The sequence below is a fragment of the Salinivibrio sp. IB574 genome (assembly GCF_001996205.1).
Taxonomy (GTDB): Bacteria; Pseudomonadota; Gammaproteobacteria; order Enterobacterales; family Vibrionaceae; genus Salinivibrio; species Salinivibrio proteolyticus.
Genome location: NZ_MUFN01000029.1, coordinates 15,567 through 38,007, shown reverse-complemented (window position 1 = coordinate 38,007; position 22,441 = coordinate 15,567). Strand labels below are relative to the sequence as shown.

21 protein-coding genes are annotated in these 22,441 nt (G+C 50.1%); 12 read left to right on the top strand and 9 right to left on the bottom strand.

The window, feature by feature from the left end:
* Window positions 1–1,135, bottom strand: a 1,135-nt coding sequence (gene metG / locus BZJ17_RS13650; RefSeq protein WP_077641090.1) for a methionine--tRNA ligase, incomplete at its 3' end; no start/stop codon positions are given.
* Between the two features lie 157 nt (window positions 1,136–1,292).
* Here metG and apbC point away from each other — a divergent pair.
* From apbC to BZJ17_RS13625, 5 genes are all read left to right on the top strand, one after another.
* Window positions 1,293–2,396, top strand: coding sequence for an iron-sulfur cluster carrier protein ApbC (gene apbC, locus BZJ17_RS13645; protein WP_077641089.1), 1,104 nt, complete (start codon window positions 1,293–1,295; stop codon window positions 2,394–2,396).
* 144 nt (window positions 2,397–2,540) lie between these two features.
* A complete protein-coding gene (gene udk / locus BZJ17_RS13640) occupies window positions 2,541–3,185 on the top strand; it encodes a uridine kinase (protein WP_069588827.1) in 645 nt (214 codons plus the stop codon).
* Between the two features lie 83 nt (window positions 3,186–3,268).
* A complete protein-coding gene (gene dcd / locus BZJ17_RS13635; protein WP_069588830.1) occupies window positions 3,269–3,856 on the top strand; it encodes a dCTP deaminase in 588 nt (195 codons plus the stop codon).
* 122 nt (window positions 3,857–3,978) lie between these two features.
* Window positions 3,979–6,123, top strand: a complete 2,145-nt coding sequence (locus BZJ17_RS13630; protein WP_241836810.1) for an AsmA family protein — start codon at window positions 3,979–3,981, stop codon at window positions 6,121–6,123.
* 58 nt (window positions 6,124–6,181) lie between these two features.
* Window positions 6,182–7,240, top strand: a complete 1,059-nt coding sequence (locus BZJ17_RS13625; RefSeq protein WP_077641087.1) for a metal-dependent hydrolase — start codon at window positions 6,182–6,184, stop codon at window positions 7,238–7,240.
* A gap of 62 nt (window positions 7,241–7,302) precedes the next feature.
* On the opposite strand, the gene cobO is transcribed toward BZJ17_RS13625, so the two are convergent.
* On the bottom strand, window positions 7,303–7,893 hold the full coding sequence (cobO, locus tag BZJ17_RS13620) for a cob(I)yrinic acid a,c-diamide adenosyltransferase (protein WP_077641086.1): 591 nt from the start codon (window positions 7,891–7,893) through the stop codon (window positions 7,303–7,305).
* An 87-nt stretch (window positions 7,894–7,980) separates the two neighbouring features.
* On the opposite strand from cobO, the gene BZJ17_RS13615 reads away from it, so the two are divergent.
* The 3 genes from BZJ17_RS13615 (at window position 7,981) to BZJ17_RS13605 (ending at window position 9,605) form a co-directional block, all read left to right on the top strand.
* Window positions 7,981–8,745 (top strand): dienelactone hydrolase family protein, encoded by a 765-nt coding sequence (locus BZJ17_RS13615; protein WP_240531869.1) that lies wholly within the window; start codon window positions 7,981–7,983, stop codon window positions 8,743–8,745.
* A 10-nt stretch (window positions 8,746–8,755) separates the two neighbouring features.
* Window positions 8,756–9,061, top strand: coding sequence for a Dabb family protein (locus tag BZJ17_RS13610; protein ID WP_077641085.1), 306 nt, complete (start codon window positions 8,756–8,758; stop codon window positions 9,059–9,061).
* Window positions 9,062–9,137: 76 nt separating this feature from the next.
* Entirely contained in the window at window positions 9,138–9,605 is a 468-nt protein-coding gene (locus BZJ17_RS13605; RefSeq protein ID WP_198534168.1) for a low molecular weight protein-tyrosine-phosphatase, read from the top strand.
* A 78-nt stretch (window positions 9,606–9,683) separates the two neighbouring features.
* On the opposite strand, the gene BZJ17_RS13600 is transcribed toward BZJ17_RS13605, so the two are convergent.
* Window positions 9,684–10,442 (bottom strand): DNA repair protein, encoded by a 759-nt coding sequence (locus tag BZJ17_RS13600; protein ID WP_077641083.1) that lies wholly within the window; start codon window positions 10,440–10,442, stop codon window positions 9,684–9,686.
* Window positions 10,443–10,829: 387 nt separating this feature from the next.
* Here BZJ17_RS13600 and cysB point away from each other — a divergent pair, with 387 nt between their 5' ends.
* The 3 genes from cysB to BZJ17_RS13585 all read left to right on the top strand — a co-directional run bounded on the left by cysB (window position 10,830) and on the right by BZJ17_RS13585 (window position 13,960).
* Entirely contained in the window at window positions 10,830–11,804 is a 975-nt protein-coding gene (cysB, locus tag BZJ17_RS13595; RefSeq protein WP_077641082.1) for an HTH-type transcriptional regulator CysB, read from the top strand.
* Between the two features lie 88 nt (window positions 11,805–11,892).
* Window positions 11,893–13,092, top strand: a complete 1,200-nt coding sequence (locus BZJ17_RS13590) for a methyltransferase (RefSeq protein WP_077641081.1) — start codon at window positions 11,893–11,895, stop codon at window positions 13,090–13,092.
* A 142-nt stretch (window positions 13,093–13,234) separates the two neighbouring features.
* Window positions 13,235–13,960 carry a sulfite exporter TauE/SafE family protein gene (locus BZJ17_RS13585; RefSeq protein ID WP_077641080.1) on the top strand — a complete coding sequence of 242 codons (726 nt, stop codon included), beginning with the start codon at window positions 13,235–13,237 and terminating at the stop codon, window positions 13,958–13,960.
* A gap of 86 nt (window positions 13,961–14,046) precedes the next feature.
* Here BZJ17_RS13585 and tyrP read toward each other — a convergent pair whose 3' ends face one another.
* Window positions 14,047–15,219, bottom strand: a complete 1,173-nt coding sequence (tyrP, locus tag BZJ17_RS13580; RefSeq protein ID WP_069588848.1) for a tyrosine transporter TyrP — start codon at window positions 15,217–15,219, stop codon at window positions 14,047–14,049.
* Window positions 15,220–15,444: 225 nt separating this feature from the next.
* On the opposite strand from tyrP, the gene BZJ17_RS13575 reads away from it, so the two are divergent.
* Window positions 15,445–16,698 (top strand): CinA family nicotinamide mononucleotide deamidase-related protein, encoded by a 1,254-nt coding sequence (locus BZJ17_RS13575; RefSeq protein ID WP_241836809.1) that lies wholly within the window; start codon window positions 15,445–15,447, stop codon window positions 16,696–16,698.
* Between the two features lie 50 nt (window positions 16,699–16,748).
* Here the strand turns inward: BZJ17_RS13575 and yfaE are convergent, their stop codons facing one another.
* The 5 genes from yfaE to ubiG form a co-directional block, all read right to left on the bottom strand.
* Window positions 16,749–17,036, bottom strand: a complete 288-nt coding sequence (gene yfaE, locus BZJ17_RS13570; RefSeq protein ID WP_069588850.1) for a class I ribonucleotide reductase maintenance protein YfaE — start codon at window positions 17,034–17,036, stop codon at window positions 16,749–16,751.
* Window positions 17,033–18,166, bottom strand: coding sequence for a class Ia ribonucleoside-diphosphate reductase subunit beta (gene nrdB, locus BZJ17_RS13565; protein WP_069588853.1), 1,134 nt, complete (start codon window positions 18,164–18,166; stop codon window positions 17,033–17,035). The genes yfaE and nrdB overlap by 4 nt, the downstream gene beginning before the upstream one ends.
* A 55-nt stretch (window positions 18,167–18,221) precedes the next feature.
* Window positions 18,222–20,507: a class 1a ribonucleoside-diphosphate reductase subunit alpha gene (nrdA, locus tag BZJ17_RS13560; protein ID WP_069588856.1), complete on the bottom strand. Its 2,286-nt coding sequence runs from the start codon at window positions 20,505–20,507 to the stop codon at window positions 18,222–18,224.
* A gap of 397 nt (window positions 20,508–20,904) precedes the next feature.
* A complete protein-coding gene (gene gph / locus BZJ17_RS13555; protein WP_077641079.1) occupies window positions 20,905–21,564 on the bottom strand; it encodes a phosphoglycolate phosphatase in 660 nt (219 codons plus the stop codon).
* 16 nt (window positions 21,565–21,580) lie between these two features.
* Entirely contained in the window at window positions 21,581–22,294 is a 714-nt protein-coding gene (ubiG, locus tag BZJ17_RS13550; protein ID WP_069588865.1) for a bifunctional 2-polyprenyl-6-hydroxyphenol methylase/3-demethylubiquinol 3-O-methyltransferase UbiG, read from the bottom strand.
* Window positions 22,295–22,441: the final 147 nt, after the last annotated feature.

Sequence of the window (22,441 nt, the reverse complement as noted above, 5' to 3'; positions counted from 1 at the left end):
GGATGAAATCATCCAAGCTCAGGTCAAGGTCATCGATACGGCTGTTTAGCTTCGCGGCGTAATAGTAACGCAAACACTCAGGGTCGAGATGTTTTAGATAAGTGCTGGCTTTGATAAATGTCCCTTTCGATTTGGACATTTTCGCGCCGTTTACTGTTACATAGCCATGCACAAAGACGTTGTTTGGCTTACGGAATCCAGCGCCATCCAGCATCGCTGGCCAGAACAAGCTGTGGAAATAGACGATGTCTTTACCGATAAAGTGATAAAGCTCGGCTTCGCTATTTTCTTTCCAGTATTCGTCAAAGTCGATGTCGTTGTGCTTGTTGCAATAGTTTTTGAACGAGCCCATATAACCAATTGGGGCGTCGAGCCAAACGTAGAAGAACTTACCGGGTTGGTCTGGGATCTCAAAACCAAAATAGGGCGCATCACGCGAGATATCCCACTGTTGCAGACCGGTTTCGAACCACTCGTTCATTTTGTTGGCAATTTCGCTTTGCAGCGCACCTGATTTGGTCCAGGTATTCAGCATTTGCTCAAACTGCGGCAAATCAAAGAAAAAGTGCTCAGAGTCGCGCATCACAGGGGTGGCACCGCTGACTGCCGAGCGAGGATTAATGAGCTCCGTCGGTGCATAGGTTTCGCCACAGTTGTCACAGTTATCGCCATATTGGTCGTCAGCGTGACATTTCGGGCACTCACCTTTGACGAAACGATCCGGTAAGAACATTTCTTTTTCAGGATCGAACAGCTGTGAAATCGTACGGCTGGTGATATAGCCTTTATCGCGCAATTGGGTGTAAATGAATGACGCCAACTCGCGGTTTTCTTCGCTGTGCGTGCTGTGATAGTTATCAAAGCTGATGTTAAAGCCATCAAAGTCGGCTTTATGCTCTTTTTGCACATCGGCGATCATGGCTTCGGGCTCCACGCCCATTTGCTGCGCTTTCAACATAATAGGCGTGCCGTGAGCATCGTCGGCACAAATAAAGTGAGTGGTATTGCCGCGCAGGCGCTGATAGCGGACCCATACATCTGCCTGAATATGCTCGAGCATGTGGCCCAAATGGATTGAGCCGTTCGCATAAGGCAGCGCACAGGTCACCAAAATTTTACGTGGGTTTGCAGCCATAATCTTGTTTGTTCGCTCTTATGATATGAATGGAATGATTGCGGAAATCTTACCTGATACGATATGCCTTGCCTAGAGCAAGGCCGTGTCATAAGGCGTTTACGCATAATTGGTTAGGGACGCGGACCCAAATAATGAATAAATTGGACGGTGAAGCATGTTTTTTGGCGGCAAAAAGAACAAATCAACGAAAAAAGCGGCATCAGTGATGAGCCAAGACGCAGCGGTGACGTTACTTAATCAATTCTCTCATCCGGGGTTGATCGACCAATGGGCAAGCCAGCCACATTGGGTCAAGGGTCATGAAAACAGTATTGAGGTGGTGTTTCCTTTTGCTGCGGGGTCGATTATCCAAGCGCTCTCTGATTGGCTCGCCGTACAGGTACCGGAAAACGCAAGCCAGTTTTCATTGACCCAGCGCGTCGCTCCGCTGAAAGCCGGTGACAAAGCGCCGGTAAAAGGGGTGAAAAACCTGATTGTGGTCAGTTCGGCAAAAGGGGGCGTTGGTAAGTCCACCACAGCGGTGAACTTAGCGCTTGCCTTGCACGCGGAAGGGGCAAGTGTGGGGCTGTTGGATGCAGATATCTATGGACCATCTGTGCCTCTCATGCTCGGTGCACAGCATAGCGAACCGCAAACCCACGATGGCAAACTGATGGAGCCTGTGTCGCGCTATGGCATTGTCTCGAATTCGATTGGTTATCTTGTCCCGGCCGACAACGCGACAGTTTGGCGTGGTCCGATGGCGTCGAAAGCGTTCGCTCAATTAATCAATGAAACCCGCTGGCCTGACGTGGATTATTTGGTGGTAGATATGCCACCGGGGACGGGCGACATTCAATTAAGCTTGGCGCAACAGTTTCCGGTAAACGGCGCGGTGGTCGTGACGACGCCGCAAGACCTTGCACTCGCCGATGCGATAAAAGGCGTGGCGATGTTTGAGAAAGTCTCGGTCCCTGTGTTAGGGGTGGTTGAGAACATGAGTTATCACATTTGTTCTCACTGTGGGCATCATGAGGCAATTTTTGGCACGGGCGGCGCGGAAAAAATGGCGAAGCAGCAAGGCACGCCAGTTTTGGCGCAGGTGCCATTGCATGTATCCATTCGTGAAGACATTGATAGCGGAAAGCCAAGCGTGGTGGCACGTCCTGAGAGCGAGCATACCCATGCGTATCGTGATATGGCGAGCACGGTGGCGAGTAAACTGTATTGGCAAGGTGAAACGCGTCCTGAACAGATAGCTATACAAACCTTGTCCTAGAGGTTGAGCACGGACCGCTGTTGAGACGCGAATGCCGGCTGATGTGGCGATCAAGCAAGATTTTCACTGGCGCCAGCCGGCTCAACTCCCTATAATCAGGCGGTTTATGTTGATTCCGCCAAGTTTCCTCTGGGTATTCATATTATGAGTGATAACAACCACCACTGCGTTATTATCGGCATCGCAGGCGCCTCTGCATCCGGTAAAAGCCTTATCGCCAGCACCATTTATAAGGAATTAAAGGAAAAAGTCGGCGATCATCAAATCGGCGTGATCACGGAAGATAGATACTACCGCGATCAAAGCCACCTCAGCATGGAAGAGCGCGTAAAAACGAATTATGACCACCCACAGGCACTGGATCACGATCTGTTGTGTGAGCATTTGGAAGCATTGGTCGCCGGTCAGTCGGTTGATGTGCCGGTTTATAGTTATTCTGAGCACACCCGAATGGCGGAAACCACGACGATGACCCCGAAAAAAGTCATTATCCTCGAAGGTATTCTGCTGCTCACCGATCCTCGTCTTCGCAATTTGATCCACGCTAGCGTCTTTATGGACACCCCACTTGATATCTGTTTGCTACGCCGCATGAAACGTGATGTTGCCGAGCGTGGCCGCACCATGGATTCTGTCATGGAGCAATATCAAAAGACGGTCCGCCCTATGTTTATGCAGTTTATTGAGCCGTCAAAACAATATGCAGACATCATTGTGCCTCGCGGGGGTAAAAACCGGATTGCCATTGATGTGCTAAAAGCGCATATTGCCCGTTTGCTAAAAGCGTAAACCAACCGATAATCTAGCGAATAGCGGCACATGCGACCTTGCGTGGTGCCGTGTTCTAAAACCATCTACAGTGAGGAACCCCGATGCGACTGTGCGACAGGCATATCAAAGAGCACCTCGATGATGGCCGCATCAAAATTGATCCGCGTCCGGCTGATGCATCGATTTCAGGTGTCACGGCTGATGTGACCCTAGGTAACCAATTTCGTGTCTTTAATGATCATGGCGCCCCCTATATCGACTTGTCTGGCCCAAAAGAAGAGGTCAATGCGCAACTCGAAAAGGTGATGAGTGATGAAATCGAGGTTGCTGAAGGAGAGGCGTTTTATTTGCACCCCGGGCAGCTGGCTCTGGCAGTCACTCATGAATCCGTGACGTTACCCGATGATATTGTTGGCTGGCTTGATGGCCGTTCATCATTGGCGCGTTTGGGACTGATGGTGCATGTGACCGCGCATCGTATCGATCCAGGTTGGTCGGGCCGCATTGTGTTAGAGTTTTATAATAATGGCCGCTTGCCGCTTGCACTGCGCCCAGGCATGCCCATTGGCGCGCTTAGCTTTGAGCCCATGTCAGGTCCGGCAGAGCAACCCTACAATAAGCGTGATAACGCCAAATATAAGAACCAACAAGGGGCGGTCGCCTCGCGAATTAGCCAAGATAAGGCTTAACTATCAAAATGCGCCTACGGGCGCATTTTTTGATGAAATGGAACCAGATTGTCGAACTGTGGTCGATAACGCTATCAAATATAACGCGTTATTTTCGCCACGCGAACAAGGAGCATACAGTGATGGTAAAGAAAATTGCGGCGATAGTGGCTGGGTTACTGGTCATCCTTATCGGCGGTCTGGCCGCCGTTGTCGCCACCATTAACCCGAATCAATTTAAGCCGATGTTAGTTGAGCAAGTGAAGCAGCAAACTGGCTTTGATTTGGTCATTGATGGTGATATCGATTGGCAGTTTTGGCCGAGCTTGGGCTTCTCAGTGGCGGATGTGGCAGTGAAAAACCGCCCCGGGTTTGATGAGCCAAATTTGCTCGCGCTGTCTCGCGCGCAAATGTCTATTGATGTGTTGCCTTTACTGTCTCAGCAGCTCCATGTGGGTGAAATCTTACTGCAAGACCCGCGTATTTTTGTCCAAACGCTTGCCAATGGTGAAACTAACCTTACCCCACAGCAAGCCGAGTCTGAAACCACCACGGAAAGCACACCTGTGACACCGAGCAACTCAGCATCACCAGCCGAAACACAGGCTGCTGGCTGGGATATAACGCTACAAGGGTTGCGTATCAGTAATGCCAGTGTGCTGCTCAAAGATGATCAAGCGAGTACACAGACACGTCTTGATGAGGTGAATGTAGAGATTGGCAATTTGGCACCGGCGGTGTGGACGCCGGTAAGCGTTTCGCTGGTGGGAAGCCAAAATGCAGAAACCTTCTCCCTACAAGGCCAAGGTGATGTGAAATTGATGACGGAGCCCATGCAAAGTCAGTTACGTCAGTTTGCGATGACATTATCTGCGCAATCGGGAGACGTGACACTGCGCGAAGCAAATCTTACCTTAGAAAGCTTTGCGCTGGGTGAGGCTTCAGCGCTTGGGTTTAACGCCAAGTTAAAGACCGCAGATATGGACGTGGAAACGTCGGGTAAAGCGCAAGTCACAGTTGCGTCGTCTTTGAGGCAGTTTGCGATTCAAGGGCTGGATATGTTGACTACGGTCTCGGGTGAGGCGGTGCCTAACCAGTCAATCACGCAGCAGCTGTCAGCGGATATTGATTATGATATGGACGCGAATGTGGTCACGGTGACGGATCTTGTTGGTCGTTTAAACACCGACCAAGTGATCGTGGATGGCAAAGTGGCCGTCAAGCTCACTGATATTCCCCAAGTTCGTTTTGCGCTGAACACCAACCGCATTGATGTGGATGCATTACTGCCCACCACGACAGAGGCGCCCCAACAAGATAAAGGCAATGCCGCTTCGGCGCCTTCATCATCGGCTGCCCCACAAGCGCAAACAACGCTAGCATTGAGTCGAGAAGAGCCTGATCTATCCGCACTACAACAATTGGATGTAGCGGGAACCCTTGCCCTTCAAGGACTCAAAGTCGCTAACGTCGAACTCGGTCAAACTGAAGCCGAAGTGGCCATTAACCGGGGTAAAGTCACCTTATCGCGCTTTGTGACAGAGGCCTATCAAGGCACGGTATCGGCAAGTGCGGTATTGGATGCGTCAGTCTCGCCGGCACGGTACGAGGTCAGCAAACGGGCGCGAGGTATCGAGGTGCTACCGCTGCTTCAAGACGCTGCCGAAGTTGATCTATTAGCAGGCAAAGGAAACGTTGACGTCAATGTACAAGGTAAGGGGCTATCTCCTTATGCATTGCGTGAAGCCATCAATGGCCGTGTTGCGATCTTCTTTGAAGACGGTGCAATCAATGGGATCAATTTGGCGCAGATGCTGCGTGAAGCCAAGGCAACGCTCAAAGGTGAGAAGTCGGGATATGTTGACGAAGTCCGTAAAACCGACTTCAGTGCGCTGACCGCAAGCTTTGTGCTTGGAAATGGGATGGCGCGGACCAACGATTTATTGCTGGAAGCACCTGCGTTGCGCGTACGCAGTGAAGGGCAGACAGATTTATTGAAAGAGACGCTCGATTTTGCGGTGTATACCTCTGTGGTCGAGACCAGCAAAGGCCAAGGCGGCAAAGACATCGATGAACTGCGGGATGTGACCATTCCCGTTGATGTTGCGGGAACTTGGCAGGCGCCAAGCTACAAACTCGACATTAAAAAGCTACTGAGTAGCAATAAAGTGCTGGAAGAGAAAGCGCGTAAAGAAGCGCAACGCGGCATTAAAAAATTGCTCGGGGATAAAGCCGATGACGAGAAAGTGAAAGAGGCGGCTGACAAGCTACTCAACCTGTTTCAATGATCGCTTTATGCGGCACCAAGCTATCTAATACAAACAGGATAAAGGACAGATATCGGATATGGATTCTGTAACACAAGCTGCCTTGGGCGCGGCTGTCGCGGGTATGGTCGCAGGCCGACGCTGTAGCCCTAAGGTGCTCTTGGCGGGGGCACTGCTAGGAACCTTACCAGATCTCGACGTCGTCATTGATTATGGCGATCCGGTAGCGAATACCGTCAACCACCGGGGCTTTAGCCATTCACTGTTTGTGTTACCGCCCTTGGGTGTCGCGATAGCGGCACTGTGGTGGCGCTTGAGTGATAAAGCATGGCCTTTATGGCAGCTGATGGTGCTGGTGGTCAGTGTGTTGGTTACCCATCCATTGCTTGATTCTATGACGGCGTATGGCACGCAACTCTTTTGGCCGCTGGATAAGCCGCCTGTTGCGGTCGCTAGTATCTTTATCATCGACCCCTTGTATACGCTGCCACTGCTGATCGGTGTGCTTGCGGCGCTAGTTTGGAGAGCCAACGCAGCAAGACTATGCGTGATTGGACTGATCGCCTCGAGTCTTTATTTATTAAGTTCTGTGTATCAGCTTGAGCAAATAAAAGCGCGCGTGGCACAACAAACCCAAGGCACTGAGCTGGCGGGAAAGCCTATGTTTATTACCCCTACGCCGTTTAATACGGTGCTTTGGCGTATTGTGGTAAGAGGGGAGCAGACCTATTGGGAAGGGCTTGCCTCGCGATTGGATAAAACACCAGATATCGATTGGATGGCGTTTGAGCAGCAAGGATGGCCACTGGCGGAGTCAGAATCATTGACCGCCTTGCGCTTTTTTGCCCGGGACTTTTTACGCTATGAAAATCGTGGGGGGCAGCAAGTTGTCACAGACTTGCGATTAGGTATGGCGAACTATCGGCCGTTCCAGTTTTTGCTTGCCGAGCAAAGTGACCAAGGAGAATGGCGCCCTGTTCCCCCCCGTCAGCTAGAGCCAGGGCCGGTCTTGCCTCGCACTATCCCTGCCCTCTGGCGGCGCTTACTCGGCGACCAGTCGATTGATGCTTTGTTGTGTAATCAAAAAGATTGCTACCCGAATGAGGAACAACAGGCAAAGGTCCGTTCAGCCTCCTGAGGTTGGGCAGCAGCATCAATAAAAATGGGCGTATTCGCCCATTTTTTATGGTTAAACCAGAACTACCAGTCGATACCTTGGCGCGCTTTTATCCCAGCATCAAACGCATGCTTCACGTTACGGACTTCTGAGACCGTATCGGCCATATCTACCAACTGGCGGTGGGCACCTCGGCCGGTGATAATCACTGATTGGTCGGCGGGCCTTGCCTGTAATGCGGCGACCACGCTGTCTAGTTCAATATAACCGTAGGTGATCATATAGGTGATCTCATCAAGAACGACCAAGTCGTAGTTTGGATCAGCCAGCATGGCTTGGCAGTGTTGCCAGATTTGCTGCGCGGCTTCCGTATCGGCGGTTTTGTCTTGGGTATCCCATGTAAATCCGGTGCCCATCACGTGAAAGTCAACGCCATGCTGCGATAGCAGATCGCGCTCGCCACATGCCCACGTTCCCTTTATAAACTGCGCCACCCCGCATTTGAGCCCGTGGCCCGTTGCTCGTGCTACTGTACCGAAGGCAGAGGTTGATTTGCCTTTTCCATTCCCCGTCACTATCAGCAGTAATCCTTTTTCTTGCTGAGCCGCTTCTACGCGGGCATCTACCCTCTCTTTGAGTTTTTGTTGGCGTTTTTTATGACCCTGTTCAGACATTTGATTTCCAATAAACGATGAACCTGTGTCTATAGTAAAGAGACCATGCACTGAACACCACCCATACATAGACCAACCAAGGATGAAATGATGAAACAAACAATGCGACGTCTAGCGGCAGTAACATGTCTTTTCTCACTTCCGGTATTGGCGGGAGAGCAGATCGATTATCAATGGGACAATGAGATGTTTTCCGGGTATTTAGCGACTCCTAGCTCGGTTGAAAAGGGCAGTGTGGTGATCATCCATGACTGGGATGGGCTGACTGAGTATGAGCAGCAACGAGCGGACATGTTGGCGGGAATGGGGTATCGTGTTTTTGCGCTTGATATGTTCGGTAAAGGGAACCGGCCTCAAACGCTAGAGGCGAAGCGGGCGGCGACAGGCGCGCTTTATAAAGATAGAGCACGGATGCAAACCTTAATTCAAGCGGGCATGGAAGCGGCAAAGTCGCAAGGGATTGAGGCGCCTGTGGTGGCAGGATATTGCTTTGGTGGGACAGTGACACTCGAACTTGCACGCAATCCGCAGCAGATGCCAGTCAGTGGTTATGCCAGTTTTCACGGTGGCTTGGAAACCCCAAGTGGACAGGCGTATTCACAAGATATTGCACCACTTTTTATTGCTCACGGTGGTGCGGATAAAGCCGTTCCCATGAGTGAATTTGCGCAGCTGATTAATGAACTCGAAGCTGCCAACCTTGATTACTGGTCGCAAGTGTATGCTGGGGCGCCTCATGCCTTTACTGTTTTTGGTTCGGAGCGTTATCGCGAACAAGCCGACAAACAGTCTTGGCAAGCATTCAATCAGTTCCTTTCCGAACAATTGAGCGTCGATTTGGCAAATCAATAAGGAATTTAAAATGATACGTCATGTACTGGTAGTACGGTTTGTGCCCAATGCACGTGATGCGCAGATTCAGGCTGTCCGTGATGCGTTCGAGGCGATGCCCTCAACCATTGAAGGTGTAGAGTCTGTGGAATGGGGCGAAAACAATAGCCCAGAGGGGAAAAACCAAGGCTACAGCCATGTGATTTTAATGACCTTTCGTGATGAGACGGCGCGACAAACCTACTTGCCCCATCCTGCACACGAAGCGTTAAAGGCAGTGTTTCGTCCCGTGATTGAGGATTTAATTGTGATTGATTATACGGTGGCACTAAGCTAGTCGCGCAAATAGACGGCCTGATACACTGTGAGCTCGTAGGCAACAGGAGTAATAGTGAATGAAGGAAGCGGCAACGATACCCAGTGTGTTGGTGGTATGTTTAGGCAATATCTGTCGCTCACCGACAGCTGAAGCCGTGCTTAGAGCACGTGCTGAGGCCAGAGGACTGGCGGTTCGTATCGACTCGGCAGGGACGGCGGGATACCACCAAGGTAATCCGCCCGACCCACGTAGTCAAAAAGCGGGAGAAGCGAGAGGGTATTCCTTCGCAGGTATTCGTGCTCGACAGATCCAGCCCGATGATTTTGCAAAACACGATATGATATTGGCGGCGGATCAGAGCAACTTATCCGACTTACAAATAATGTGTCCGGACGCGTATCAATCCAAGCTCTCTTTGTTTTTAAGTTGGAGTGAGGGAGAAGAACAGGAAATCCCCGATCCCTACTACGGTGGCGCGCAGGGGTTTGAAAAAGTCTTGGATTTGCTGGAAGAAGCGTCGGATGGGGTGCTTGACCATATCAAAATGCGATTTAGCGCTTAAGCCGGAGATGCCGGCGTTAAGCTAATAAAAAAGGCGCGATAAGCGCCTTTTTTGAGTCTATTATTCGCTTTGTGCCCATCACCATTTTTTCTTTGGTGCGAAGAGTTCGTCGAGTTCACTTTTCTCTTGCTCTTGATCGGACTTGCTCTTTTCGTGACCAGTGTTGAGTGTTTGTGTCACTTCAGTGTGCATTTGCTGAAGGCGTTCTTTCATTTGCGCCGAGTAATTGTCGTTTTTGGTACTCAATACATCGATCGCTTTCTTCAACAATTGTTGTGCCGTTCCTAACTGGCCTTTGCGCTTTGCTTCGTTAGAGCGCTTCACCACGTTCTCAATATTGATTTTGAGCTGCATCTGCTCAAGGCGCGCATTCTCAGCCACAAAGGCTTGGGTTTGTAAACGGCCTTTTGAGTGCTCTGCCTTAATCACCGAGCGAAGGCGCTTTACCAGTTTCAGCATGGAAATGGCTTGGCGGTCGCTATCTGGGACACGAAACGATGTCGATTCTTTGTTCGAGAAACTCTGTTTAATTTGGTCAATTTGCGCTTGCGTGGCGCTGATACGCTGCGGAATAGATTTATCTGAGTTATCGATCTCATGCATCGCTTTAAGTGAATCAAGGATCTTCTTGTTCAAGCAAACTAATAAAGTCCCGCTATAAGGCAGGTTGTGAGCGTTACCAATTAGCTCTTCGGTGGCGTCGATTACCGCAATGTGTTTGGCCATTTCTTGACGCTTATGCGATTCAATCTGTTTGCGCTGTTGAGCCAAAATGTTGTAGCCGACAATCAGGCCGAGCAATATGACACAAAGGCCAGCTATCAAGGCAATATTCATAATTCAGCGTCGATGTTCCTTGTAATAAACTCAACTGATTAAGATACACGATCTCTAAGGTCAGAGATAGCATGAATACAGGTGTTAACACGGTTCAGTGATCCGTCTCTAACCTGAGTTTCAACCTCACTTACGTTCGATCTCGTGTCAGTTTGTTTGAGTGTGGCCCATGTTGGTGGAATTCGCGACTCTAATTGCTTGATTCTGGGTTTTCCTCGCAGGAATATTCCATCCTTCTCACACCATAGGCACAGGATCGATTAGTGAATGTGCAATCACTAACGTTTATATAACCAAAGCCTATTAAATAATCGAATTTGGGTATATAAATGAAGAAGAGAAATCCCAAGGCGGTCACTTTTATTACGAGGCTCATGCGTCTGCACTATGAAACTACAACAGCTTAGATACATCGTTGAAGTCGTCAATCATAACTTGAATGTGTCTGCGACGGCAGAGAGTTTATATACCTCTCAGCCAGGGATCAGTAAACAAGTCAGGTTGTTAGAAGATGAGCTGGGCGTGCAGATTTTTGAGCGGAGCGGTAAGCACTTAACCAAAGTGACACCAGCAGGTGAGGCGATTGTCTCTATTTCGCAAGATATTCTCTCACGGGTTGAGAGCATTAAGGCGGTGGCAAGCGAGCACACCCACCCAGAGATGGGGAACCTGAACATTTCAACCACGCACACCCAAGCGCGCTATGCACTGCCTGAGGTGATCAAAACCTTCACTGCGCGTTTCCCGAAAGTGTCGTTGCATATGCATCAAGGCACACCCACGCAAATCTCAGACTCGGTCGCTAAAGGGACGTCGGACTTTGCGATTGCAACGGAAGCCTTTCACCTCTATGAAGATCTGGTGATGCTACCTTGTTACCACTGGAATCGCTCAATTATCGTTACCCCAGATCACCCACTGGCGCAGAAAAAGCAGATTACCATCGAAGATTTAGCGGCCTATTCACTGGTGACCTATGTGTTTGGCTTTACTGGTCGCTCAGAGCTAGATGAAGCCTTTCATCGCGCTCATCTCACCCCCAAAATTGTCTTCACCGCGACCGATGCCGATGTGATAAAAACTTACGTGAAATTGGGGCTTGGAGTCGGGGTGATTGCCAGTATGGCGATGGACAGTCATACAGATACCGATTTGGTAGCGATTGATGCGAGCCATATCTTTGGTGCCAGCACCACCAAGATTGGTTTTCGTAAAGGAACCTTCTTACGAAGCTATATGTACGATTTTATCGAACGTTTCGCGCCTCATTTGACGCGCAACGTTGTTGACCAAGCCGTCGCACTGCGCTCTAACGAAGAAATTGAGGCAATGTTTAAGGACATTCCACTGCCAATTCGATAAAATAATAGATTGCCATTAGGGCTGCTTCGGCAGCCCTTTTTGATCCCAGTGACGCCGCTATTTGTCGAGCAATCAAGGTGCCAGCCCGATGCCTAACTCGTTATATCTTGTTCAATTTAAGCAACTGACCGAATTGCTGGTGGAGTATCAGTGGTTATGGCGACCCATGCCGATGGCACATGCGCGTCTGCCTTGGTCATCGTGCCCTGAACTGTGTGAATGGCTTTCAACGCTCGACATTTCACAGGCCGCGCAATGGAAGGCGGCGCCGAATCAAGTGGCAGAGCAACTGGCGAACTGGTGGCCAGCGTTGGCCGCGATTCCACGCTTAACGGATGTCCCAGAGGCTAAGATGGCAGCAGTGGCTATGGATGAGCGGCTTGGCGTGGGCGTCCCCGGGCGGAAGTGGGCGCAAATCCGCGCTTACTTGAGCGCCGTCCCCACACAGCCATCAACGCAACGATATCTAGAGTGGTGTGCGGGGAAAGGATATTTAGGCCGGGCTGTGGCGGCAAGTACACCCGCGCGAGTGGACAGTTTAGAGTGGCAGCAGGCGCTTTGTGAACAAGGCCAAGCTTATGCTGAACAGCACCAGTTGCCGATGCAGTTTCATCACCTAGATGCCTTTAGTGATGCCGCAGTACCCGTAATTCATCGCTGCGATCATGCCTTGGCGCTGCATGCTTGTGGCGATCTGCATGTGCACCTATTGCGCCAAGCGGTTGCGGCCGATCTTAACGCGATCAGTGTATCACCGTGTTGTTATCAATTGATCACGGGTAACACGTATCAACCTCTATCGGATGTAGGGCAGCAAGCAGGATTGGTCCTGAGCAAAACCGATCTTAAAATCGCGGTTCAAGAAGCGGCCACCGGTGGTGAGCGTGTCCGTCGTCAGCGCTATCAAGAAGTCACATACCGGTTAGGGTTTGATGAGTGGCAGCGTGATGCTTTTCAGTCTGACCAGTACTTACCGCTGCCGGCAATTCAAAAGTCGCAACTGAATGATGGCTTTGAGGCGTTTTGTCATTGGGGCGCGACGCAAAAAGGCTTACCCGTATCTAGCGATACCGACTTTACGCCGTATTTGGCTCGGGGAGAGGCGCGATTTGTGATTCTGGAACAAATCAATGTCGTGAAGTCTGCGTTCCGCCGAGCCTTAGAACTTTGGCTAGCGCTCGATCGGGTGCTGTATCTTGAGCAATATAACTATCACGTCGATCTGGTCCAGTTTTGTGCGCCGAGCTTAACGCCACGCAATCTGCTTATTCATGCCACGCGTCGCTAAGGAAAGCGCTTCGCCAGCACGTTGATTACGTGTTACGTAGAATTGACACGCCTGAGTAATCAATCTGTTAATGAGTGATAGTATCGTGTGCGCTTAGCCGCTAGAATTTCGCGCAAATAACTTAATATAAAGAAGCTTTACTATGGCAGATTTAAGCGTGTCATTTGCCGTGGCCGTGATCCTAGGCTTGGGCTGTTTTGTGCAAAGTTTAATTGGTTTTGGCATGGCGATTGTCGCTGCGCCGCTGCTGCTTATGATTGATCCGAAATTGGTCCCTACCACGATTTCAATGGTGGGGCTGACCCTCGCCAGTATCAATGCGTGGCAGTATCGCCACCAATTGTCCTTTCGTGATTTAAGCTGGGCGTACTTGGGGCGTGTGCCTGGCACCATGCTAGCAGGCGCCATTATGTTGGTGGTAACGACACAAATGCTAGAAATCATCATTGGCACGGCGGTCTTACTGGCAGTGTTTGCCAGTATGGCACGCCTCAACATTGCACCGAATCGCCTCAACTTCTTTATTGCTGGGTTTACATCGGGGGTCATGGGCACCACAACCAGCATCGGTGGGCCGCCGATGGCACTGGTATTACAGCATGCGGAAGTGAATAAGATGCGTGCCTGCTTGGCCGGCTACTTTGTGATTAGCTGTATCTTGTCTTTGATTGCGCTGGGCGCGACGGACTATCTTACTTGGTGGCATGTTCAGCAAGCCGCATTCGCGGTGCCCGCGGTTTTACTCGCAACGTGGTTAGCCTACCGTGTCGCGCCGAAGGTGAAGCCTGTACTGGTTCGGCGCGCTATGTTGGTACTGTGTACGTTAGCAGGGGTGAGTACCTTGGTCAGAGGGCTTTTAGGTGGGTAGAGGCACATAGCGATAGGCGTGTCATTGCCCATAAGCAACGCCCAGCCAAAGCTGGGCGTTTTGATAGTGTACGGTGAGCGGGAGGTTTACGCCATAAATTGCGCAACCACCACAGCGATACCGCCGACCATCGCCAAACTCAGGCCTAAATTACCGCCAATGACCTGATAATGGTTGTCGGTAGAGACGGTCTGGCGAGCCTTACGTACCATTAGCACCGGCAACACGACTGCAAGAATAACCAGTGCGATGGCAGCATAGCCAAGGGCAGTGATAAAGCCTTGTGGATAGAACAGCGCAAAAACAAGCGGTGGTAAGTAAGTGATTGCTGCTGTTTGCAGTCGACCGCCGACTGTGTCCTGACGCTTAAAGCTGTCTGAAATAAAGTCAAACAACCCTAAACTCACGCCTAAGAATGACGTGGCGAGTGCCAAGTCTGCGAACAGCGAAATGCTCGAGGCAATATAGTCTTGTTGCACCACTGCCTGAATGACTTTCACAAATTGTGACAACTCACCGTTTTGTAGCAAGATTGACTGCGCCACGCTCCCCAAGCTCGCAACCTGCCAAAAAATGTACAAGGCGAGGGGTAAGGTTGAACCAATAATCATCACCTTGCGCAAGGAGGGCAAATCAATCCCCACATAACGTACAATCGAAGGGATGCTGCCATGGAAGCCAAACGAGGTGAAAATGACCGGGAGTGCGGCAACCATCAAGCCTTTCTCCACCGGCATTTCGACCAAATTAATGCTTGATACATGGGGAGTGAGTAGTGTTAGAGCCAAGATCAAGAACACCACTTTTAGCGTGAATAGCCCACGATTGATTAAATCTACCTTGCTGGTTCCTAGTGTCACCACCAATCCAAACACCAAGGTAAACAGCACCGCGCCCGCTGCGGGTGGGAGTTGAATCGAGGACCACTGTGCAAGTTTCTCATTCAACTGGCTACCACCGCCCGCAATGTAAGCAGCGCAAAGCGAGTAGAAAAGAAACAGCATCGCGAACGATGCCAGCCATTTGCCTTTATCCCCTAAAAATTGTTTTGCGAGACTGTGTAGGGTGGCGTCAGCGTCGGCGTATTGGTGCACTTCTAGCATCAACAATGCGGTGTAGGTCATCAAGGCCCACATCACCCCCATCAGCGCCATCGATGCGCCAAACCCTATTCCTGCAGAGGCAAGCGGCAACGCGAGCATGCCTGCGCCAATGGTCGTACCTGCAATGATTAGCGAACTTCCTAGTACCTTGTTCATATAATGTTTAACCAGTGTAAATAAAAAGTTAATTGTTGTGTTCGCACAAAAGATAACGTGAATTTATGCGTATTGTGCACTGCTTATGCAGATTAAAAAACTGATGAGTGTAATGATACAGATACGACACCGTAAAATAAAGTGTACGATTGGCTTGGGCTAGTGCGTAATGGCGTGTGATGTCATAATCAATGCTCTAGGATACTAATCAAAAGGAGCGGCTAGGTGGACAATCAACAACATAAAACACCCATGCCACGTATCGCGATGCTGTCGACCGGTGAAGAAGTTTTGCTTGGCGATATCACAGATACCAATGCGGCTTGGCTGTCCCGCATGCTGTACGAAAATGGATTTGCGATGTCTCGGCGGGTCACCGTTGGGGATGAGCTCGATGAGATGGCGGTTGAGCTTGTTCGGCTATCTCAAACCGAGGATGTGGTGATTGTGAATGGTGGGTTAGGGCCAACCACCGATGATTTAACCACGGCAGCGATGGCGTCGGCGATGGGCGTAGAGCTGACACTCAATGAAACCTGGCTGGATGAATTAAAGCAGCGCTACGAGCGTCATGGCCGTCCTATGGCGCAAAGCAACCTAAAACAAGCCATGCTCCCTGAGGGCGCTCGCCTCATCGATAATCCCAATGGCACTGCCTGTGGCTTTTATTGCCACTTAAATGGCTGTCACTTCTACTTTACACCCGGGGTGCCTTCAGAATTTTTCTGCATGGTAGAGCAGCAGATTCTGCCTGAATTAAGCCACAACTATGCACCCAGTGCGCGTTCTTGTTACCGTTTGTTCACATTTGGCTTGTCCGAATCGGGGATCAGCGATGCCATGGCATCTGTTTCGTTGCCTAACGATGTGACGCTGGGTTATCGCTCGAGTCTGCCGTTTATTGAAGTGAAACTCTTCATGGCTGACGATCATCCCGATAAAGTGCAGCTCATTGATGCGGTGCAATCATGCCTTGGCGATCATGTTGTCAGTTGCAACCAAGCGATGGTGCAAGCGCTGGCCGCCGATCTCAATCGTCAAGGTGCGGTATTAAAGGTGGTGGAACAATTTACGGGCGGATGGTTAGCTAGCACGTTAAACGGTCAAGCTGCACACTTGGTCGAGCAAGGCTGGGTCATGTCAAATGCGCATGTGCCCGAACAAGCCGTTGCCAACCCGCTCGCTGCCTCATTAGCCATGGCCAGCGCGGCCATTGCACAAGGCCAGCATCAAATTGGTTTAGCATGTGGTCCTGAGCTTCATGGACAAATTTGCGTGGCGATTTCCACCCCCGACGGAGAGTGGGGACAGCGACTAAGCTTTAAACGCCATTTCTCCCATGACAACGCCCGCTGTTATATGGCGACGGTATTGCTGGACATGTTAAGGCGTTATCTTCATGGGCAGCCGGTGATTGCCGATTACGCATCATTAACGCGTCATGATGACATTTTTATTGATGCTGAGACGATTGCTTAAATCGGTGCTTGTTGGGCGCTAAGGTGAGAGGAGTAGTGGGCGTAGGCTCACTACTCATTAACGACTTTTGCTTTCGCTGCTGGCTGGTATTCAAATTCAATTGACACATCGGTCTGTGGCGTACTTTGGCAAGTAAGAATTTCCCCGGGACGAACAAATGCCATCGCGTCTTCTTGTTTGACCGAACCTTGTTGCAATTGACAACGGCACGCGCCGCACATGCCATTGCGGCATTGATATTCGGGTTGAATACCGGCTTGCTCAAGTTGTTCAAGCAAACTTTGGTGGGTGTTGCCACCCACCTTGATACCGTTCACTTCAATCGTGATTCGGGTCATAGCTCGAAGTCACCAAAGTCTTCAACGCTCACTTCGTTATCGATTTGACCCACGAGGTATGAGCTAATTTCGGCTTCTTGCGGTGCAACCTGCACATTGTCGGAAGATAGCCACGCATTGATCCACGGAATCGGGTTTTGGGTGGCGTTATCGTATGCAGGGGCAAGGCCGACTGCCGACATACGTAAGTTGGTGATGTATTCGACGTACTGGCAAAGAATGTCTTTGTTCAAGCCAATCATAGAGCCATCACGGAACAGGTATTCTGCCCAGTCTTTCTCTTGCTCAGCGGCGTCTTTGAAGAGATCAAAACACTCTTGCTCGCACTCTTTGGCAATCTCAGCCATTTCTGGATCGTCCTGCCCGCTACGCAGAATATTCAGCATGTGCTGGGTGCCTGTAAGGTGAAGCGCCTCATCACGGGCAATAAACTTGATGATTTTGGCGTTGCCTTCCATCAGTTCACGCTCCGCAAAGGCGAATGAACAAGCAAAGCTGACGTAGAAACGAATCGCTTCGAGTGCATTCACGGACATCAGGCACAGGTACAGCTTACGTTTTAACGCACGCAGGCTTAAGCTAATGGTTTTGCCATTAATAGTATGGGTGCCTTCCCCTAACTGGTGATAGTAGTTAGTGGTTTGAATGAGGTCGTCATAGTACTGCGCAATGTCGTTGGCGCGCTTCTGGATGTGCTCATTCATCACAATATCATCAAATACAATCGCCGGATCGGCAACGATATTACGGATAATGTGGGTGTATGAGCGTGAGTGGATGGTTTCTGAGAAACTCCACGTCTCAATCCAAGTTTCCAGCTCAGGAATTGACACCAGAGGAAGCAAGGCGACATTCGGGCTACGGCCTTGGATAGAATCGAGCAGCGTTTGATACTTCAAATTACTGATGAAAATATGCTTCTCATGCTCGGGTAACTTGTTGTAATCAATGCGGTCACTTGACACGTCAACTTCTTCTGGGCGCCAAAAGAAAGAAAGCTGTTTTTCGATCAGCTTTTCAAAAATTTCATATTTTTGTTGGTCGTAACGCGCCACGTTGACCGATTGGCCAAAGAACATTGGCTCTTTCAATGGGTCGTTGTTGACTTTAGAAAACGTACTGTAAGTCATGAATCCTATTAACCTCTAGAAAAGGGCCCGCAGGGCAGGCCCTTACCCCAATTTGTTAGATCTTACATGCACCGCCGGCACAATCATCTTCTGCTTGCGCAGCACTCAGATCCGATTGACCATCGCTCGCACCATCACGGGTGTTGTGATAGTAAAGGGTTTTAACCCCGAGTTTATAAGCGGTGAGCAGGTCTTTGAGTAGTTGGTTCATTGGAACTTTACCACTTTGATGACGGCTCGGATCATAATTGGTGTTGGCGGAAATCGCCTGATCGACGAATTTTTGCATGATACCGACTAACTGTAAGTAGCCATCATTACTACCAATGTTCCAGAGCAGCTCGTAGTTATTCTTGTATTTATGGAATTCCGGCACGACCTGCTTGAGGATACCGTCCTTCGATGCTTTTACCGATACGTAACCACGAGGTGGCTCAATGCCATTGGTGGCATTTGAGATTTGTGATGACGTCTCTGATGGCATCAAGGCGGTCAATGTTGAGTTACGTAAGCCATGCGTTTGAATGTCTTTACGCAGCGTCTCCCAATCTAAGTGCAGAGGCTCGTCACAGATACCATCCAGATCTTTCTTGTAGGTATCAATTGGCAGAATACCTTGCGAATAGGTAGTCTCGTTAAACGCAGGGCACGCGCCTTTCTCTTTTGCAAGCTCAACAGAGGCGCGAAGCAAGTGATATTGAATGGCTTCAAAGGTACGGTGAGTCAGACCGTTTGCGCTGCCATCGGAATAACGTACGCCATGCTTCGCTAGGTAGTAAGCAAAGTTAATCACACCGACACCCAAGGTACGGCGGTTCATGGTCGCTTTACGTGCTGCCGGTAGCGGGTAGTCTTGGTAATCAAGCAGGGCATCCAGTGCACGGATGGTCAGATCGGCCAACTCGCTAAGCTCGTCCAGTGACTCCAGCGCACCCAAGTTAAATGCAGAGAGGGTACACAGCGCAATTTCACCGTTTTCGTCTTCAACATTGTTAAGTGGCTTGGTCGGCAGTGCAATTTCCAAACACAGGTTGGACTGACGAATTGGTGCCACAGACGCATCGAATGGGCTGTGCGTATTACAGTGATCCACGTTTTGGATATAGATACGTCCGGTTGATGCGCGCTCTTGCATCATCAGAGAGAAAAGATCGACAGCTTTGACCGTTTCACGCTGAATCGATGCATCCGCTTCATATTGGGTGTACAGACGCTCAAACTTCTCTTGGTCTTCGAAGAAAGCATCATACAGTCCCGGTACATCAGACGGCGAGAACAAGGAGATGTTGCCACCTTTGAGTAGGCGGGTGTACATCAGTTTGTTGATTTGCACGCCGTAATCCATGTGACGAACACGGTTTTCTTCCACACCACGGTTATTTTTCAATACCAGCAGGGATTCAACTTCTCGGTGCCAAATAGGGTAGAACAAGGTGGCTGCACCACCGCGCACACCGCCTTGCGAACAGCATTTAACAGCAGTTTGGAAATATTTATAAAATGGAATACAACCCGTGTGGAAAGCTTCACCTCCACGAATTGGGCTGCCTAACGCGCGGATACGACCGGCATTGATACCAATCCCCGCGCGCTGAGATACGTAGCGAACAATGGCGCTAGAGGTCGCGTTGATCGAGTCTAGGCTATCGTCGCACTCTATCAGTACACACGAGCTAAACTGGCGCGTTGGCGTGCGTACCCCAGACATAATTGGCGTAGGCAATGAGATCTTGAACTGAGAAACCGCATCATAGAAACGACGGATATAATCAAGGCGCGTTTCTTTTGGATAGGCAGCGAACAAGCACGCAGCAACCATCATATACAGGAACTGGGCGCTCTCGTAGATTTCACCGGTCACACGGTTTTGAACCAAGTACTTGCCTTCCAGCTGTTTAACGGCTGCGTATGAGAAGTTCATGTCGCGCCAGTGGTCGATATAGCTGTCTAGGGTGTCGAGCTCGTCTTCGCTGTAGTCTTCGAGAATGTGGGCATCATATTTACCCTTCTCAACCATGTTTTTCACATGCTTCACGAGCGTGGGCGGCTCGAACTGTCCGTACGCTTTTTTACGCAGGTGGAACACCGCTAGGCGAGCAGCAAGGTATTGATAATCTGGGCTTTCTTCCGAAATTAGGTCCGCTGCAGCTTTGATGATCGTCTCATGAATGTCTTCAGTACGCATGCCATCGTAAAACTGGATGTGAGAGCGCATCTCGACGAGAGAAACGGAGACGTTGGTGAGGCCTTCTGCAGCCCAAGTAACAACGCGATGGATTTTATCGAGGTTTAAATTTTCTTTGCGTCCATCACGCTTAAGTACGGTTATTTCTTGGTTCATTTTGTGTGCTTTCCCAATATTTCCTTGCCAAACTGCTATTTTCGCAAGATTTTATAAAATGCCTGATGATTTTTTGGTCGGCCTCTATGCGGACGTTGCGTCGCTCATACACTATATATAGGGGTCGGCTTGTCGATGCGTTACAAGATAGTGATATAACCGCGATATTGCAAGAGAACGACACGCTGATGAGGTGTGGATATCTTGGGGATGTTATAACGAAAGTTAGTAATCACCAACCTAGCGTTCCAAGTGCGCCAAGATTAGCGAGAATTTCAATCGTTGAAACAGTAAAAAGACCAAGAAAAAAAATTTATTTTGATTGATCTTGGGCTCGAACAGTGATCCGATTTAACTGATTGAAAAGGCAACAAACCCCACGGTTTGTGGGGTGTGATTAGGATCCAATAAAGGCACTGAGATGGTGTGGGGTGGCGAAAATATGATCTGCTTCCCATTTACTGATTACATCATCACCACCTGTGTATCCCCACGCGGCGACTGCGGCACCCATATTGGCCGCCCGAGCGGCTAACATGTCATTTTCAATATCTCCGACATAGAAGCAGTGCTCTGGTGCACAATTAAGCGTTTTCGCTGCTTCGAGAAGCGGCAATGGGTGAGGCTTGGCGTGCGCGTAAGTGTCAGCCCCGACAATAACCTGTGCCTGCTGCAGGCGTGGAAAAAAGGTTAACAGCTGATGGGTGAGCCCTTCAGGTTTATTGGTGACAATGCCCCACGGGATGGCCTGATGCTCTAACAGGTCGAGGAGCGTTTCGATACCTTCGTACAAAGTCGTCCCCGAACAAATCGCTTGGCCGTAATGATGCAGAAAACGGGCCCGCAAGGCGATGGGATCTTGCTCTTTGGCTTTATCACCAAACCCTGCGGTCAGTAAGCCGCGCGCCCCATGACTGGTATGGCGGTAGATTTGCTCTTGGCTAAGAGGTGGTAAGTTGTACTCTGCGAGCACGCGGTTCGCTGCCATGCCCATATCCGGCGCGGTATCTAGCAGCGTGCCATCGAGATCAAACAAAACCGTTGCGGGGGTGGTCATACAATGCCTCAACTCTTTAAGCGGGGTTGACAGTGTGGAGCAAATAATTCACGTCGACATTGGCGTTGGATAACTTATAGATGCCGGTTAATGGGTTGTAGTGTAAGCCGGTCATACCACGCGCTTGGAGGGCTGTGGTATCGACCATCGCCATCAGTTCAGAGGGACGAATAAACTTATGATGGTCGTGAGTGCCTTTCGGTACCAGTTTGAGCAGGTGCTCGGCGCCCACGATGGCAAATAGCCACGACTTGGTATTGCGGTTAAGCGTCGAAAAGAAAACATGACCGCCAGGTTTGACCATGTTCGCACACGCCTGGATCACTGAGGCAGGTTCTGGCACGTGTTCTAGCATCTCCATGCAGGTCACCACATCGTACTGGCCGGCGTAGCTGTCAGCGTGTTCTTCAGCGGTCGACTGAATGTATTGTACGTCAATACCGGATTCAAGCGCATGCAAGCGTGCAACGGTCAGTGGCTCTTTGCCCATATCTAGTCCCGTGACCTCGGCGCCTTCGCGAGCCATACTTTCGGCAAGAATGCCTCCGCCGCAGCCAACGTCTAACACCTTTTTACCAAACAGGCCGCCGGCTTTTTCTATCACGTACTGCAAGCGTAGCGGGTTGATTTGGTGGAGGGGTTTAAACTCACCTTCCAAATCCCACCAGCGTGATGCCATGTCTTCAAACTTTTGAATTTCTGCCGGGTCAACGTTAGCTACGTGGCTCATAAATACAGCTTCCTTATTGGTTTTGCTGCATTATATACCCAAATGCTGTGTAGTTGCAGCTCGGGAACGCGTGGAACAAAGGAAGTGTAATTGGTGGTATTGGGCACGCAAAAGGGCGCTGCAGGATAAGCGAGCTTAGTGGTCCCG